A 13916-nucleotide genomic window follows, 5' to 3' on the forward strand; every position below is an offset into this window, starting at 1 on the left:
AATGAAGTTCTTTATAACTACCATATTCTTCTCTATTGTTTTAGGAATTTCTTTCACACAAGAAATAAGCACTGAAGAAAGTTATTTATTATTTAGCACTACAACAAGCAATGCTGGTAGAGGAGATGTAAATGTAGTTAATACAAATAATAATAGAATTTTAGATTTGGCAGCAAACCCTTCTTTATATGCTGGATTAGAAAAAGGATTTTATTTTAATTTTTCATATTTACCTCTTTTTAGAGATACTTATGCAACCAAGCCAAGAAGAAGTAAAATGTCTTCTGAAATTTTTGTTACGGATTTTAATATTAGCTACGCGTTTAATAAAAAACACACATTATCTTACTCAAATAGAGTGTTTAAAATGGGTCAAGTTTTTTCAACAATTAATCCATACGTTCGTTCTGAAAAGCCCTATAGTTTAACTCAAGCAATTAGATATAGTACATTATTTGGAGATAAATTTGGTTTAGGGGTTTCATTTAATTACTCTTTTACAAACTATAAGTCGTTAAATGGAGGTGCTAGTCCTTTTATACATGCTATAGGAACAAGTATAGGTTTTGATTATAGAAATACCTATCCAATTAAAGAAACTTTAGATTATAAAATCAATACAGGATTAGCTATAATGAATTTTGGTAAAAGAATAAACTTTCAACATTTATTACCAGTTCAATTAAATATTGGTTTGGAGAATGCTATAGTAGTGAAAAACATTAAACTACACCATACTGTTTCATTGGCTTATCAATTATCAAAACCAATGTTGCCAACACAAGGAGGAAAAAATGCTCCCAACACTTATTCTGTATATGGAAGTTATCCGAGTTTTGGAAAACAAGTTTTTGGTTCTTTTGCTGATTCTCCTGATGGTGCAAAAGGTGAGTTTAAAGAATTTGATCATTCAATAGGTCTTTCTTATGAACTACTTTGGAAGAAGCAGTTAAGAATGGAAACAAGTATTGGCAGTTTTATAGAAGCTGTGTCTTACGGTAGAAGGCATTTAACTTGGAGCACAGGAATAGGCTATAAAGGATTTAATATAGGATTTGCATATTTACATGCTTTAGGCAATAACACCTTTTTGAATAAAACTTATAGAGTAACCTTTGCTTTTACTATTAATACAGATAAGGATAAACCCAAATTAGGTTTTGAATAATCTCAATCAATTGCCATTCATTTGCTCTAATTGCACCTGCTTTTGCTCATAATTGCTGTATAGTTTTCTCGTTATAAAAGAAAACACGAGCATTACTGCAAAAAAAGCAAGTAAAAGATACGATATGTACTTATTATTGTCCGTCATATTTTATTATAACGCAATATAAAACAATTATATTGTATTTGCAATGCCAATTAATGGATATAAACAAAAAAGGCTACCAATTTTGGTAGCCTTTTTTTATAAAATTAAAGTTAAAAAACTTCTATTGAATATCGTCAGAACGCTTATTGGCTGCGTAGTTTATTTTTAACGCATCTGCTTTACGCAGTTCTTGTTTTACGTCTGTTACTATTCCCATAGTTACATCTTGATCTACTTTTAAAGATACCGTAAACTGCCCTTGCAGTGCCGGAGGTGTTTCTGAATACGCTTTTTTAATAAATGTTTGTACTCTATCTACTGTAGAGTATGAATCATTTAACTGTATTCTTGGTGCATCTCCATGTGTAGCCACATCTACTGGTGTTCCTATAAGAATGTAAGATACTGCTTCTTTATACTGAATTTTAGTTAACTCAGTAGCTTGAGGTAGTTTTATTCTTAATATTGGGTTGGTTTCACGCATTACGGTAACCACCATAAAGAAGAATAAAAGCATAAATATAATATCCGGCAATGATGCTGTTGAAATTTCCGGAGTTTCTTTTTTTCCTTGGTCTTTACTAAATCTTGACATTTTATTTACCTCCTAAATTTACAGGTTCAGCTTCAGAAATCTTCATTGGATATTCTTCTTTTATTTGTTCTTTAAGCCTTTCGCAATAGCTTTGCTTATTGGCATCTAATTCCGCATTGGAAGAACAATCATCTAATTCTTGATAAGTCATTTTGCCATCTGTAAGATCGTAAGCCATATCATCTCTTACTATCCTATAGGCAGCTTTAAGTTCATTTTGTATTTCTAAATAAACTCCGTAGCTGGTTCCTCTATCGTTTTTTAAAGAAATAATAGCATCTTTTGGACTTACAGAATATTCCGGCAATCTGCCTCTATTGGTCAAATGTTTTACAGCTATATCTCTTAATTGATTAACTTGAATATAATCTGTTTCAACCAATAATTGATTATTAGCATTTACTAATATTTCAAGTACATTTCTTTGGTTTAAAGTAGCATCAGGTGGTGGCTCATCACTCCAAGCGGGTAGCTTGTGCAATATTCCTTTATCCTGGTCTATGGTTGTTGTTACCAAGAAAAATATAAGTAGCAAGAAAGCAATATCTGCCATACTACTTGCATTAATTTCCGGTATTTTTCTCTTTTTTGACATTTCTATTCAGATTAATTTCCGTCAATAAATCCTTTTACTAAATCTACTACAAGTAGAATAGTGGCTACTATAGCCATTATATAAAAGGTAATAATACCTGCTCCTGAAAGTTTATAAGCAGAAGCATCACTAAATCCTTTATCCATTAATGCTTTTGGTATTGAATCGGTGCTTAGAGCATATCCTATACCAAAGAACACCAATATTGCTACTAAGCCAATTATTGCTGCCATACCACCTTCTTTAAAGTTTTGAAGTATAGCTATTGTTACTCCTGCCAGTAAGCCTAAAGAGGCAACGGCAATAAGTGCGTAGCTTATGTATATTCCTATGTTTGCAAATTGTTCCATATCTATTTTCTTATAGCTTTTATTATTAATCTACAATTTTGTTTTTCTTCAACATATCTATAAACTGTATAGAAGCATCTTCCATATCGTTTACTATGCTATCAATTCTTGATACGATGTAGTTGTAAAAAATTTGTAAAATAATAGCTACTATCAAACCGAATACCGTAGTTAATAATGCCACTTTAATACCTCCTGCTACAACTGTAGGAGAAATATCTCCAGCTGCCTCAATAGCATCAAATGCATTAATCATACCTATTACCGTACCCATGAAACCTAACATTGGTGCTAATCCAATAGCTAAACCTATCCATGTTAAACCTCTTTCTAAACGTCCCATTTCTACAGAGCCATAAGCTATTACAGATTTTTCAACCATGTCTAAGCCATCTTTCGTTCTGTTTAATCCTTGGTGCATAATAGAAGCTATTGGGCTACGGCTTGCTTTACATACTTCTTTAGCTCCCTCTACATTTCCGTTAACTAAATTTTCTTCTACAGCATTTAATAGTTTTTTAGAGTTTGTAGAAGCTAATGTTAAAGAGATTATTCTTTCTATAGAAAAAGCTAAGCCGAATATTAAACATATTAATACGGTGGACATAAATCCGGCACCACCTTCTATAAATTTGTCTAAAAGTACTTGGTGTCCCGATTTTTCGGCTGGAGCAGCGGGTGTTTCTGCTACTTCTTCTGTTACGGTTTCTTGAACAACTTCAGCCGGAGCTGCTTCTACTTGTTCTGTTGTTTCTGTTGTTGCCTCTTCTTGTGCAAAAGCCATTTGGTAATTGAAACCAAATGTAAGAATAGCAACCAATACAAATGTTAAACTTAGTTTTTTCATACTAGAAATTTTTTCTTTTTTGTTTTTAATTTAATTGTTTTTTGTTCAGTTTTCTTTTATTACAGCGGAGAGAAAGGGATTCGAACCCTTGATTCCGTTTCCGGAATACTTGCTTTCCAGGCAAGCCAGTTCAACCACTCCTGCACCTCTCCGTAATATCAAGAGATGCCAAAAATAGAAATTTTCTTTTGAATTGAAAAAAATTCCTACACTTCTCTGCTTCCAAAATTGAAATAATATTATTAATAAACCAAATTATAGCCTTATAATTTTTACTTTTTTTACATTTACATGGCTATAAGCTAAATAATTCAACAGCATTTTTTGTGGTTTTTTCCGCCAATTCTTCTATTTCTATTCCTTTTACCTCCGCTAATTTCTCTGCTATATATATAAGGTAAGCACTTTCATTTCTTTTTCCTCTATATGGCGTGGGACTTAAATAGGGTGCATCTGTTTCTAAAATTAAGTGTTTTACATCTATATCTGCTAAAGTTTTGTCTAAACCGCTGTTTTTATATGTTACCACACCACCTATGCCCATATAAAAACCTAAATCTATTAAATGTTTGGCTTGCTCTACATTTCCAGTAAAACAATGAAGCACGCCTTTTAAATTTCCATTTTGTTCTTCATCTAAAATGCTTAGCACATCATCAAAAGCATCTCTACAATGCACCGCTATGGGCAGGTTCATATCCTTTGCCCAGTTAATTTGATGCCTAAATGCAGCTTTTTGTTCTTTTATTTTTGTTTTATCCCAGTAGTAATCTAAGCCTATTTCTCCCACACTTGCCATTTTTTGTCGTAAAAAATAGGGCTCTATTTCTTTGAGTTGCGTTTTATAATTTTCATTTATAGAGCAAGGGTGTATGCCCATCATGGGTGCAAAAAAAGTGGTGTCAGAAAAGTAAAGTTCCAATAAATTTTCTGCCGAATCCTTGTCAATGTTGGGCAAAAGCACTTTTGTTATATTATTGTCTTTTGCTCTTTTTATCATTTCATTTCTGTCAGCTTCAAACTGATTAACGTACAAATGAGCATGGGTGTCTATAAATTCCATAAGATGCAAATTTGGCAAAAAAGCACTTCACAAACGGCAATAATTGTAATTTTTTCTGGCAAATAGTTGAAATATGTTTGTACCGTCAAAGTTTTTTTTAACCCAAAATTTTAAAATTATGAAAACGATAAACAAAATATTATTAGCAATTATAGGAATTGTTTTAATTAACGCTTGCGATGAACCGGTAGATGATACTCCACCTCTTACTCCAAACGGAACAGCACTATTAGAAAAGATAAAAAATAACAGAGAAGCAAAAACACAGAACTTTTCTGTTTTATTGACCACCGCAGGGGCGTCTATAGAAGGAGCAGAGGGTACGGTAGTCAATTTTAATTATAATTCTGTTGAAGACGGTTCAGGAAACAGCATGGTGGGCGAAACCATAGATGTAGAGATGATAGAAATTTACAGTAAAAGCGATATGGTGCTCCTTAACAAAAGTACTATGGGTGTTTTACTTTTAGGTGGCGACCATACGGCTTTAATAAGTGGAGGCGAAGTTTACTTAAAAGCGTACAAAGACGGAGAGGAACTTTATGTTACAGACAACAAGATTATTGTAAAATATCCTGTAGATAATATGGGTGGCTACGATAGCGAAATGTCTTTATTTGAAGATTTTTGCTGCGATAACGACTGCGATGGTGTATTTGCTTGCCCTGATGACGATTGGGAACAAGCAGATTCTGCGGTTTTAGCCTTAGATAATGCTGCCGGAGTAGGATATTACAGTGGAGTGGTAAGCAATTTTGGCTGGACAAACGTAGATAAATTTGCCACTTACGCGGCTCCTAAAACATTGCTAAAAGCCAGAGCTCCTGAAGAGTTTAACGCTACCAACTGTGCCGTATATATCTCTTTTGACGGAGAACCTAATGCGTTAGGAAGTTTAGATGAATTTTTAGCCGATGAAGGTGTTTTTTCTGAACACTATGGTCAAATACCTATAGGTCTTGATGTACACTTAATTGCTATTTCTATGGTAGATGGTACTTACTACTCCTCTATAACTCCAGCTACAATAGTGGCAGATGCCGTAATAGAATTAGCAGAACTTACTGAAACCACAGAAACTGATTTAATAGCGACAATAAATAGTTTGCCATAAATTAATATTTAAAACTTAAAAAATAAATAAATATGAAAAAAACAAGTTTAAAATTGCTTTCAATACTTATGTTAGTATTTTTTGCAACGCTTCAATCTTGCGACAAAGATGAACCCAACACACCCAATACGCCACCACCAGATGACGAAACCTATGTTTATGACAAAGGAGCAGCTAAAACCGCTGATTTTATGGGTCAAATAGTAGATGAAAATGGAAATGCTATGAGTGGCGTAGCAGTAAGTATAGGTAGCCAAAGTGTAGCTACAGATGCCAACGGTGTTTTCTTTATTAATAATGCCAATGTTTACAAGAACTTAGCTTTTGTAAAAGCAGAAAAAGCGGGTTATTTTTTAGGCTCACGCTCTTTAGTGCCTACTAATGGCGTTAATAACGTAAAAATTATGATGCTTCAAAAACAACAAATTGGTTCTTTTGATGCAGCTACCGGTGGTTCGGTTAGTGGAAATGGAATTACTATTAATTTTCAAGATGGCGTAGTAGATGCCAATGGTAATGCTCACACAGGAAACGTAAATGTGGCAGCTAAATATATAGATCCGGAAAGTGATAATTTTGCCGATTATATGCCGGGCAATTTAATTGCTGCCGATGCCAATGGCAACCGTTATTTAGAAAGCTACGGTATGGTAGCTGTAGAATTAACCGATGGTAGCGGTAATGAACTGCAACCTGCCGAAGGGAAAGACGCTACCGTTTCTTTTCCTTTATCAAGTGGATTATTGGCTGATGCACCAAGCACTATAGCTTTATGGCATTTTAGCGAAACAGGCGGATATTGGGTATATGAAGGCACCGCTACTTTAGAAGGAGGTGTATATAAAGCCCAAGTTTCTCATTTTTCTTTTTGGAACTGTGATATTCCTACAGATAATGCCATTTTAGATGGTCAACTTGTAGATGCTAACAACACAGGCTTAAGCAATGTGCGAGTAAGAGTAGTAAGTGCCAATTTTGGTTCAAGAAATGATTATACTTCATCTACAGGACATTTTGGTGGCATCGTGCCGGCTAATGACAACCTTACTTTAGAAATATTTTTAAATTGTGGCGGTGGCGAAGTATTAATTCACACTGAAAACGTGGGGGCCATCAGTTCAAACACTACACTTTCTCCTATTGTTATTAATTCAACAGGAATTTCTGTAAACGTTTCGGGAACATTAGTAGATTGCAACTATGGTCTAGTAGGTAATGGCTATGTTATAGATAATAGCGGAAGAGTATGTGTAGTAAGCGGTGGTGCATTCAATTTTGTATCGTGTGCTAATACTTCAATAGGATTAAAAGGTTTTGATTTAGACAACTTTAATGAAAGTGGTGTAAATAATTATACTTTAGGCACTTCAGATTTGAATGTAGGACAATTAGTGGCTTGCAATAGCATTTCAGAATATATACAATGGAATATAGACGGCACCGACTATGTAGCCACAGGAACTGTTAATTTGTCTTCGCAAGGTACTTATGGCGAAATATTTGGTAGTCTGCCAGATAATTTCAATGTTTCACTTTATCCTTTTAATGGTGTAGGTACTTATGTATTAGATGGCTCAAACCAAAATTATCTTTGGGGAAGTGCACCATTAGATTCTATTGTAAACTCAAATATTACTGTAGATATTACCCAATACGGAGCTAATAGTGGAGATTTAGTAGAAGGAACAATAAACGGAACTTTTGATCAAGGCGGAAGCTCAAGTACTATTTCAGGAACAATACATTTCTTTGTTGATTAAATAAAGATAAAATATAAGTGTAAGTCTGGGAAGCGGGTAGTGTTTTAAAATGCTATCCGTTTCCTTTATCCCACAAACTCAAAAATTTGTCGTTTTTTTTATAAAAATACTTTCTTAACTTTACATTATTAAAAACCTTTTATTATGAAAACTTTAAAATTACTCTTTATACTTTTTATTGGCTTTTTTAGCTTTAAGCCTGCTCACGCTCAGTTAGATGCCAGTTTCTATTATGCAGATAGTTGCTTTACCGGACCAGGATTTATACAATTTGTGGCTAATAACTGCAATTACGATAATTATTTTTTTGAATTTGGAGATGGTAATACCTACTCTTCTTCAAGTTGTGGCACTGATTATCAATACGCAAATCCCGGTTCTTATGATGTTATTCTAACAGTTACTTCTGCCGGGCAAATCGCCAGCGATACACAAACCATACAAGTATTGCCTCCCAATCAAGTGTTTTTTACACATAATGGTGGTGGTGGCTGTTCAGTTCCACAAACATTTACTTTTAATGGCGTAGAAACAAGTCCCAATAATCCAATTATAGATTGGTATTGGATGGTAGATAACCAATTTGTAGGTAGCACACAAAATTTAACTTATACATTTAATCAACCCGGCTCATATACCGTACAGCTTGATGGTTATACTGCAAATGGGTGTTTTTCTACAGACATACAAACCATAACTGTAGGCGTAAGTTCTCTTTCTGCTAATCCTACTTATACTATTATTACTGAAAACTGCCAAGGTGCTACTGTAGATTTAATTGCCAACCCAACAGGTGGTACTCCGCCATATTCTTACCAATGGACATGGTATGACTTTGGTGCTTCAACCATTGAAAACCCAACAGGGCAATACATTATTAATAGTGCAGACTCATTGGTATATTTAACTATAACTGACGCTAACGGCTGTTCTTTTAATACTTTTTTAGTTATACCTAATAGTGGAAACAATATTTTTGCTTCTTTAAATGCAACTCCAAGCACATCTTGTGGCAATAATTGCGATGGAAGCATAAATGTAGTAGCTACAGGGGGGCAGGGGCCATACACTTTTGAGCTTAATAATGGAAACACCATTAATGGCAATCAAGCAGATTTTACTAACCTATGCGAAGGATATTATAGTGTAACTGTCTATGACCAAATGCAATGTAGCCAAACATATAATGCTTATGTTCCGGGCGATTCGTTAAATCAATTATATTTAGATGCCGTAGGTAATAATGGAAGTATTTGTACAGGCTCTACGGCTTGCCAAGGTTCTATAGAAGCTTATGCTTTTGGTGGTACACCTCCATATCAATATTCTTTAGATGGCGGTATTACTAATCAATCATCTTCTACGTTTAGTGGTTTGTGTCCAGATGCTTATGTAGTACAAGTAACAGATGCTAACGCTTGTGTTAGTATTTATACCGTACTTATTAGTACTCCAGATTCTATTTCTGTAGTTCGTGAAGAATATTATGCCGATTGCCAAAACGATACTATTAATCAAGGGTCATCTTCTTTTATTGGCGTAAATCCACAAGGGGGTTCGGGTAGTTATACCTATACTTGGAGCGATGGCTCTACCCAAAGTTATATTCTAAACCCTACCCCAGGCACTACTTATACGGTAGCCATAAGCGATGGAAGTGGGTGCACCGTGTCAGAAACGTTTAATGTACCTACTACTAATTGCTATACTATAAGCGGACATGTTTATGTAGATGTAAATAATAACTGTGTTTTTGACAGTACTGATTATCCTGTAAATTGTTTTGTAGATTTAACAGCTACTGCCGGAGGTCCTTGGCTATGGATTTATGACTATACCGATGCCAATGGATATTATGAAATTTCTACTACCGCAGGCACTTATTATTTTGACATAAACGGATACTATGTAAACAACTATACTTTATTGTGTCCTAATGCAAACTATAATGTTACACTTGATTCAAGCAATGCCTCTGTAACGGTAGATTTCTTTTTACAAACACCGCCACCGGTTCAAGATTTAAGTATAAGTATGTATCCGCTTTATACGCCTACTCCGGGTTTTGCTTATAAAACAAAAGTTAAATACTGCAATGATGGAACCATACCTATGAGTGGCAATGTAGAAGTAACTTACGATAACAATTTAATTTGGACATCAAGTGGTTCTGCTTCTGCTAATGGTTGGTCGCTTTATAACTATCCTTTGCCAGACAACCATAATGCAAGCAGTAATGTTTTAACCTACAATTTTAGCAATTTAACGCCAGGACAATGTAATTATATAACCATTACTTATGAAACAGACCCCAATGCAGGCTTAATGCCGGGCGACCCAATTAATATGGACGCAGTAGTAAATCCAATACCTGGAGATGTAACGCCAAATAACAATGTGGCTTACTATCAAGATAGTGTTACCAGCTCTTGGGATCCTAATGATAAAGCTGTTTATCCCGTAGGAGATATAACTGTAGATGACAACGACCATGATTATCATATCCGTTTCCAAAACGAAGGAAATGCCAATGCGTGGAAAGTAGTAGTAAGAGATACTTTAGATGAAAACTTGAATGTAAGAACAATAAGAGATGTAAGTGCCTCTCATCATTATGAAATAAGCATAGAAGATGATAATATTTTAGTGTTTACTTTTAATAATATTCAGTTGCCACCTAAAAGCGTAGATGAAGAAGGAAGCCAAGGTTTTGTTTCTTTCCGTATTTCGCAATTAGAAAATTTGCCTGTAGGCACTAAAATTGAAAATACTGCTGCTATTTATTTTGATTTTAATCCGGCTATTATTACCAATACCGTAGTAAACACTATAGTAGAAAAAGTAAGTGCTATAAGTGATATAGCTGTGCTAAATAAGGTAAAAGTTTATCCTAATCCTTCTAATGGAACATTCTTTATAGAATTGGAGAACAGTTTAGATGTTTTATCTATTGAAACATACAATTTAGTGGGGACTAAAATTTTATCTATAAAACCAACTAACTCAAAAACGCAATTAGATTTAAGTATGTTTGCCGATGGCGTTTATTTCTTAAATGTAAATACCGCTCAAGGTAAAGCTGTATATAAATTGATAAAAAACCAGTAAATAATTATATCTATCCTTTTTTCGTTTGTAAAAGTGCTAAGCTTCGGTTTAGCACTTTTTTTTTTATTTTTACCTTATGAAAGATGTTTTTAAAGCCGTAGAAAAATATATTCCTCAAACGGATGAAATTAACGCCACAGTTTCGGCAAAAACTGTAGGTTGGCAACTTGACCATATACTAAATGTAGTAATTGTAGTAAGTGAAGATATACAGCAATCTAATCCTTCAGATTATAAAGCTAAGTTTAACTACATTAAATCTTTAATTTTATTAACGGGCTATATTCCCCGAGGGAAAGGAAAAGCACCTAAAACAACCCGAGGAGCAGAAGAAAAATATGCTACCGATTTTTTAGCAGAAAAATTAAACAAAGCAAAAGACGCTTTTAATGCCATAGAAAAACTTCCTGCCGATTTTTATTTTAATCATCCCCTTTTTGGACACATGAAAAGAGATACCACCAAAAAGTTTTTAAAAATCCATAGCAAACACCATCTAAAAATTATTGAGGATATTTTGGAATAGTTTTTTACCTAATTAAAGTAACATTTCCTTTTTTCCGACTTCTGCCTTGGGACACCCAAGTCATAAGCCGAATAAACATATAGTATTATTTTAAAGATACTGAAATAAAAATAGGAGCTTAATTTAAGCTCCTATTTTTATTGATTGCTAAACAATGTTTAGTTAAAATACCCTTGAAAAGTTTGGTAAGAAACACCATTAATCATTGGGTCTGCGGCTTCGTTTCCGCAACTTAATCCCGATGCTTCTTCTTGTATATTCTGTACTCTATTATCCGGATTTGGGTGAGTACTTAAAAACTGAGGTGGTTGAGTTCCTCCTTCAGCTTCTATTTTTATAAAGAAATTAGCTGCACCATCTGCTTCAAAATCTGTAGGGCATAAATATTCTACTGAACTTTTATCTGCTTCTGTTTCATCGCTTCTGCTAAATGCTAAAGTAGTTAAGTTAGCTACCATTTGAGTCCCTAATTGCACCAAAGCACTTGAATTTTCATCTACAAAAGCACTTATTAGCAAACTAATTCCCATTTGTTTTTGTATTTGAGACATAGAGTGTCTATGATCGGCATGCCCTATTTCGTGTCCCATTACGCCTGCTAATGAAGATGCATCTTCTAAATAATTAATTAAACCTGTGTAAACATAAATATAACCGCCTGGCGTACAAAAAGCATTTAAAGTACTCGGGTCATCTATAATGTAAAGATTCCAATCAAAATCATCTTTGTGCTTTACTTCTCCACCATTTAAAATCATAGTTTTCATTTCTTCTAAATAGGCATAAGCCGCTTGATTGGAGTTCCTGTCTAAAACAGGATAAGTTGCTGGATCGGCAGCTATTTGAGCCGCAGTTTCTGCTCCAAGGGTTTTGTCATCTTCTAAAGAATATAAGAAAACACCATCGCTATTTTTACACCCTGCTAAAAATAATACAACAGGGAATATTAGTATCATAAATTTTTTCATACTTAAAATAATTTGTTTTTTTAATTAGTTTAAAACTTTAATCAATAATCGTGCCTTAGTTTAAAATAAACGCACAGCACCCATTACAAAGATAACAGTAATTATAGTTACTACTATTAATTTTCCTGCTGTTCCGGCCAAAAAACCCACTAAACTACCCCATGCAGAAGCTAAAGCAGTTTTATTGTCTGCTCCGGCAAAATATTTTTCGCCTATATATGCTCCAAAAAATGGACCTAATATAATGGCTAAAATTCCTATGCCACTTGTAAAAATAGAAATTAAAAACCCGACTATTAAACCTACTGTGCTTCCTCTAACTCCGGCTTTAGAGCCACCATATTTTTTTGTTCCCAATACAGGAATTACAAAATCTAAAATAGAAATACCAATAGTAAGTACCGCTACTATTGTTAGACTAACCCAGCTATATTTTTCGCCATGAGGAAGTGCAATGTGTACTAACAAAACAGCCAAGGCTGCAAAAGGAACACCCGGCAAAGCAGGCAATATAGAACCGGCATAAGCAATTATTATAAAAATAATACCAATTAAAAGTACACCCCACTGACCTAATATTTCAAGTACTGTAGATTCCATAGTGTAAATATAGTATTTAGGATTTATTTTTAACCAGGCTTCTACAAACAAAAACGCCTATTTCTTACCTTTGCACTTACATGCAACAAGAATCTATTTTTATTCCATTAGATAATGGTAAACTTCATTTAAAACGTATTTACCAAAATGAAAAAGGCAAGCCCGTTTTTTTGCTTCATGGCTCTATTGAAAATGGAAAAATTTTTTATTCTAATAGTTTAAAAGGTTTTGCTCCTTATTTGGCTCAAAAAGGCTTTGATGTTTTTGTAGTAGATATGCAAGGCAGAGGACTTAGCACGCCCACTATGAGCAGAAAAAGTAAATACGGACAAGTAGATGTTATTAAAACAGATATTCCTGTTTGCCTACAAAAAATAAAAGAATTGAAAGGCAATGTGCCTATATATGGCGTAGCCCACAGCTGGGGAGGCGTGCTTATGCTTGCTTATATGGCAAGGTTTGAAAACAATATTAAAAACTTAGTACTTTTTGGTGCTAAAAGAAGATTAACTATTAGAAATGTCCAATATTTTAAGGAATTATTTTTTGGTTGGAAATTTTTAGGTACTCTCTTAACTCCTTTTTATGGTTATTTGCCCGCCAAAGAACTAAAAATGGGTAGCGATAATGAACCTCGCTACCATTGGAAACAGATAAATGAATGGTTGGGAAACAACAGCAAATGGATAGACAATATGGACGGATATGACTATGGAAAAGCCTTAGCAGAAAAACAATTAGCTCCTTTACTTTTTTTGGACGGAGCCAACGATATGCTGTTAGGACACACACAAGATGTAAAACTATTAATGAGTGAAGTGCACCATGCACAAAAAGACTATTGGTATTTGAGCAAAGAAAATGGATACAAACACAACTACGGGCATGTAGATATGCTGACCCATAAAGACGCTCCTGATGATTATTTTTATAAAATAGTTAACTGGATGCTTGCCAATTAGGTTAATATCGTTTTGATAGCTGTTTAGAACAACTATTGGTCTATTACGGATATCCATGCAGTATTGCTCTAACGGCATTTATCATTGTAAAAACACCATCTAAAAATTATTGA

General features: G+C 34.1%; 13 protein-coding genes and 1 tRNA gene. 6 read left to right on the top strand and 8 right to left on the bottom strand.

Annotated features, from left to right (window positions below):
* The first annotated feature begins 1 nt into the window (after window position 1).
* Window positions 2–1168, top strand: a complete 1167-nt coding sequence (locus tag H6578_01345; protein ID MCB9225801.1) for a PorV/PorQ family protein — start codon at window positions 2–4, stop codon at window positions 1166–1168.
* A 268-nt stretch (window positions 1169–1436) separates the two neighbouring features.
* Here the strand turns inward: H6578_01345 and H6578_01350 are convergent, their stop codons facing one another.
* The 6 genes from H6578_01350 to H6578_01375 form a co-directional block, all read right to left on the bottom strand.
* Window positions 1437–1910: a biopolymer transporter ExbD gene (locus H6578_01350; protein MCB9225802.1), complete on the bottom strand. Its 474-nt coding sequence runs from the start codon at window positions 1908–1910 to the stop codon at window positions 1437–1439.
* Between the two features lies 1 nt (window position 1911).
* The gene (locus H6578_01355; protein ID MCB9225803.1) at window positions 1912–2505 is read right to left on the bottom strand and encodes a biopolymer transporter ExbD; all 594 of its coding nucleotides are present in this window, start codon (window positions 2503–2505) and stop codon (window positions 1912–1914) included.
* 11 nt (window positions 2506–2516) lie between these two features.
* Window positions 2517–2855, bottom strand: a complete 339-nt coding sequence (locus H6578_01360) for a hypothetical protein (protein ID MCB9225804.1) — start codon at window positions 2853–2855, stop codon at window positions 2517–2519.
* A gap of 25 nt (window positions 2856–2880) precedes the next feature.
* Window positions 2881–3702 carry a MotA/TolQ/ExbB proton channel family protein gene (locus H6578_01365; GenBank protein ID MCB9225805.1) on the bottom strand — a complete coding sequence of 274 codons (822 nt, stop codon included), beginning with the start codon at window positions 3700–3702 and terminating at the stop codon, window positions 2881–2883.
* Between the two features lie 65 nt (window positions 3703–3767).
* A tRNA-Ser gene (locus tag H6578_01370) sits at window positions 3768–3854 on the bottom strand.
* A gap of 143 nt (window positions 3855–3997) precedes the next feature.
* The gene (locus H6578_01375; protein MCB9225806.1) at window positions 3998–4765 is read right to left on the bottom strand and encodes a TatD family hydrolase; all 768 of its coding nucleotides are present in this window, start codon (window positions 4763–4765) and stop codon (window positions 3998–4000) included.
* Between the two features lie 118 nt (window positions 4766–4883).
* Between H6578_01375 and H6578_01380 the strand changes: the two genes are divergently transcribed.
* The 4 genes from H6578_01380 to H6578_01395 all read left to right on the top strand — a co-directional run bounded on the left by H6578_01380 (window position 4884) and on the right by H6578_01395 (window position 11273).
* On the top strand, window positions 4884–5879 hold the full coding sequence (locus H6578_01380) for a hypothetical protein (protein MCB9225807.1): 996 nt from the start codon (window positions 4884–4886) through the stop codon (window positions 5877–5879).
* Window positions 5880–5911: 32 nt separating this feature from the next.
* A complete protein-coding gene (locus H6578_01385; protein MCB9225808.1) occupies window positions 5912–7639 on the top strand; it encodes a hypothetical protein in 1728 nt (575 codons plus the stop codon).
* Between the two features lie 144 nt (window positions 7640–7783).
* A complete protein-coding gene (locus H6578_01390) occupies window positions 7784–10747 on the top strand; it encodes a T9SS type A sorting domain-containing protein (protein MCB9225809.1) in 2964 nt (987 codons plus the stop codon).
* A 76-nt stretch (window positions 10748–10823) separates the two neighbouring features.
* Window positions 10824–11273: a DUF1569 domain-containing protein gene (locus H6578_01395; protein ID MCB9225810.1), complete on the top strand. Its 450-nt coding sequence runs from the start codon at window positions 10824–10826 to the stop codon at window positions 11271–11273.
* Between the two features lie 158 nt (window positions 11274–11431).
* On the opposite strand, the gene H6578_01400 is transcribed toward H6578_01395, so the two are convergent.
* Window positions 11432–12241, bottom strand: coding sequence for a M48 family metalloprotease (locus H6578_01400; GenBank protein MCB9225811.1), 810 nt, complete (start codon window positions 12239–12241; stop codon window positions 11432–11434).
* A 60-nt stretch (window positions 12242–12301) separates the two neighbouring features.
* Window positions 12302–12841 (bottom strand): DUF456 domain-containing protein, encoded by a 540-nt coding sequence (locus tag H6578_01405; GenBank protein MCB9225812.1) that lies wholly within the window; start codon window positions 12839–12841, stop codon window positions 12302–12304.
* Between the two features lie 80 nt (window positions 12842–12921).
* On the opposite strand from H6578_01405, the gene H6578_01410 reads away from it, so the two are divergent.
* Window positions 12922–13803 (top strand): alpha/beta fold hydrolase, encoded by an 882-nt coding sequence (locus H6578_01410; GenBank protein MCB9225813.1) that lies wholly within the window; start codon window positions 12922–12924, stop codon window positions 13801–13803.
* The last annotated feature ends 113 nt before the right edge of the window (window positions 13804–13916 follow it).

The sequence above is a fragment of the Chitinophagales bacterium genome (assembly GCA_020635995.1).
Taxonomy (GTDB): domain Bacteria; phylum Bacteroidota; class Bacteroidia; order Chitinophagales; family UBA8649; genus JAFMKE01.

Excerpts from the sequence above, each read along its gene's own strand:
- H6578_01385 (MCB9225808.1), top strand. The coding sequence starts at position 5,912 with ATGAAAAAAACAAGTTTAAAATTGCTTTCAATACTTATGTTAGTATTT.
- H6578_01345 (MCB9225801.1), top strand. The coding sequence starts at position 2 with ATGAAGTTCTTTATAACTACCATATTCTTCTCTATTGTTTTAGGAATT.
- H6578_01365 (MCB9225805.1), bottom strand. The coding sequence starts at position 3,702 with ATGAAAAAACTAAGTTTAACATTTGTATTGGTTGCTATTCTTACATTT.
- H6578_01405 (MCB9225812.1), bottom strand. The coding sequence starts at position 12,841 with ATGGAATCTACAGTACTTGAAATATTAGGTCAGTGGGGTGTACTTTTA.
- H6578_01375 (MCB9225806.1), bottom strand. The coding sequence starts at position 4,765 with ATGGAATTTATAGACACCCATGCTCATTTGTACGTTAATCAGTTTGAA.
- H6578_01410 (MCB9225813.1), top strand. The coding sequence starts at position 12,922 with ATGCAACAAGAATCTATTTTTATTCCATTAGATAATGGTAAACTTCAT.
- H6578_01400 (MCB9225811.1), bottom strand. The coding sequence starts at position 12,241 with ATGAAAAAATTTATGATACTAATATTCCCTGTTGTATTATTTTTAGCA.
- H6578_01395 (MCB9225810.1), top strand. The coding sequence starts at position 10,824 with ATGAAAGATGTTTTTAAAGCCGTAGAAAAATATATTCCTCAAACGGAT.
- H6578_01360 (MCB9225804.1), bottom strand. The coding sequence starts at position 2,855 with ATGGAACAATTTGCAAACATAGGAATATACATAAGCTACGCACTTATT.
- H6578_01350 (MCB9225802.1), bottom strand. The coding sequence starts at position 1,910 with ATGTCAAGATTTAGTAAAGACCAAGGAAAAAAAGAAACTCCGGAAATT.
- H6578_01390 (MCB9225809.1), top strand. The coding sequence starts at position 7,784 with ATGAAAACTTTAAAATTACTCTTTATACTTTTTATTGGCTTTTTTAGC.
- H6578_01355 (MCB9225803.1), bottom strand. The coding sequence starts at position 2,505 with ATGTCAAAAAAGAGAAAAATACCGGAAATTAATGCAAGTAGTATGGCA.
- H6578_01380 (MCB9225807.1), top strand. The coding sequence starts at position 4,884 with ATGAAAACGATAAACAAAATATTATTAGCAATTATAGGAATTGTTTTA.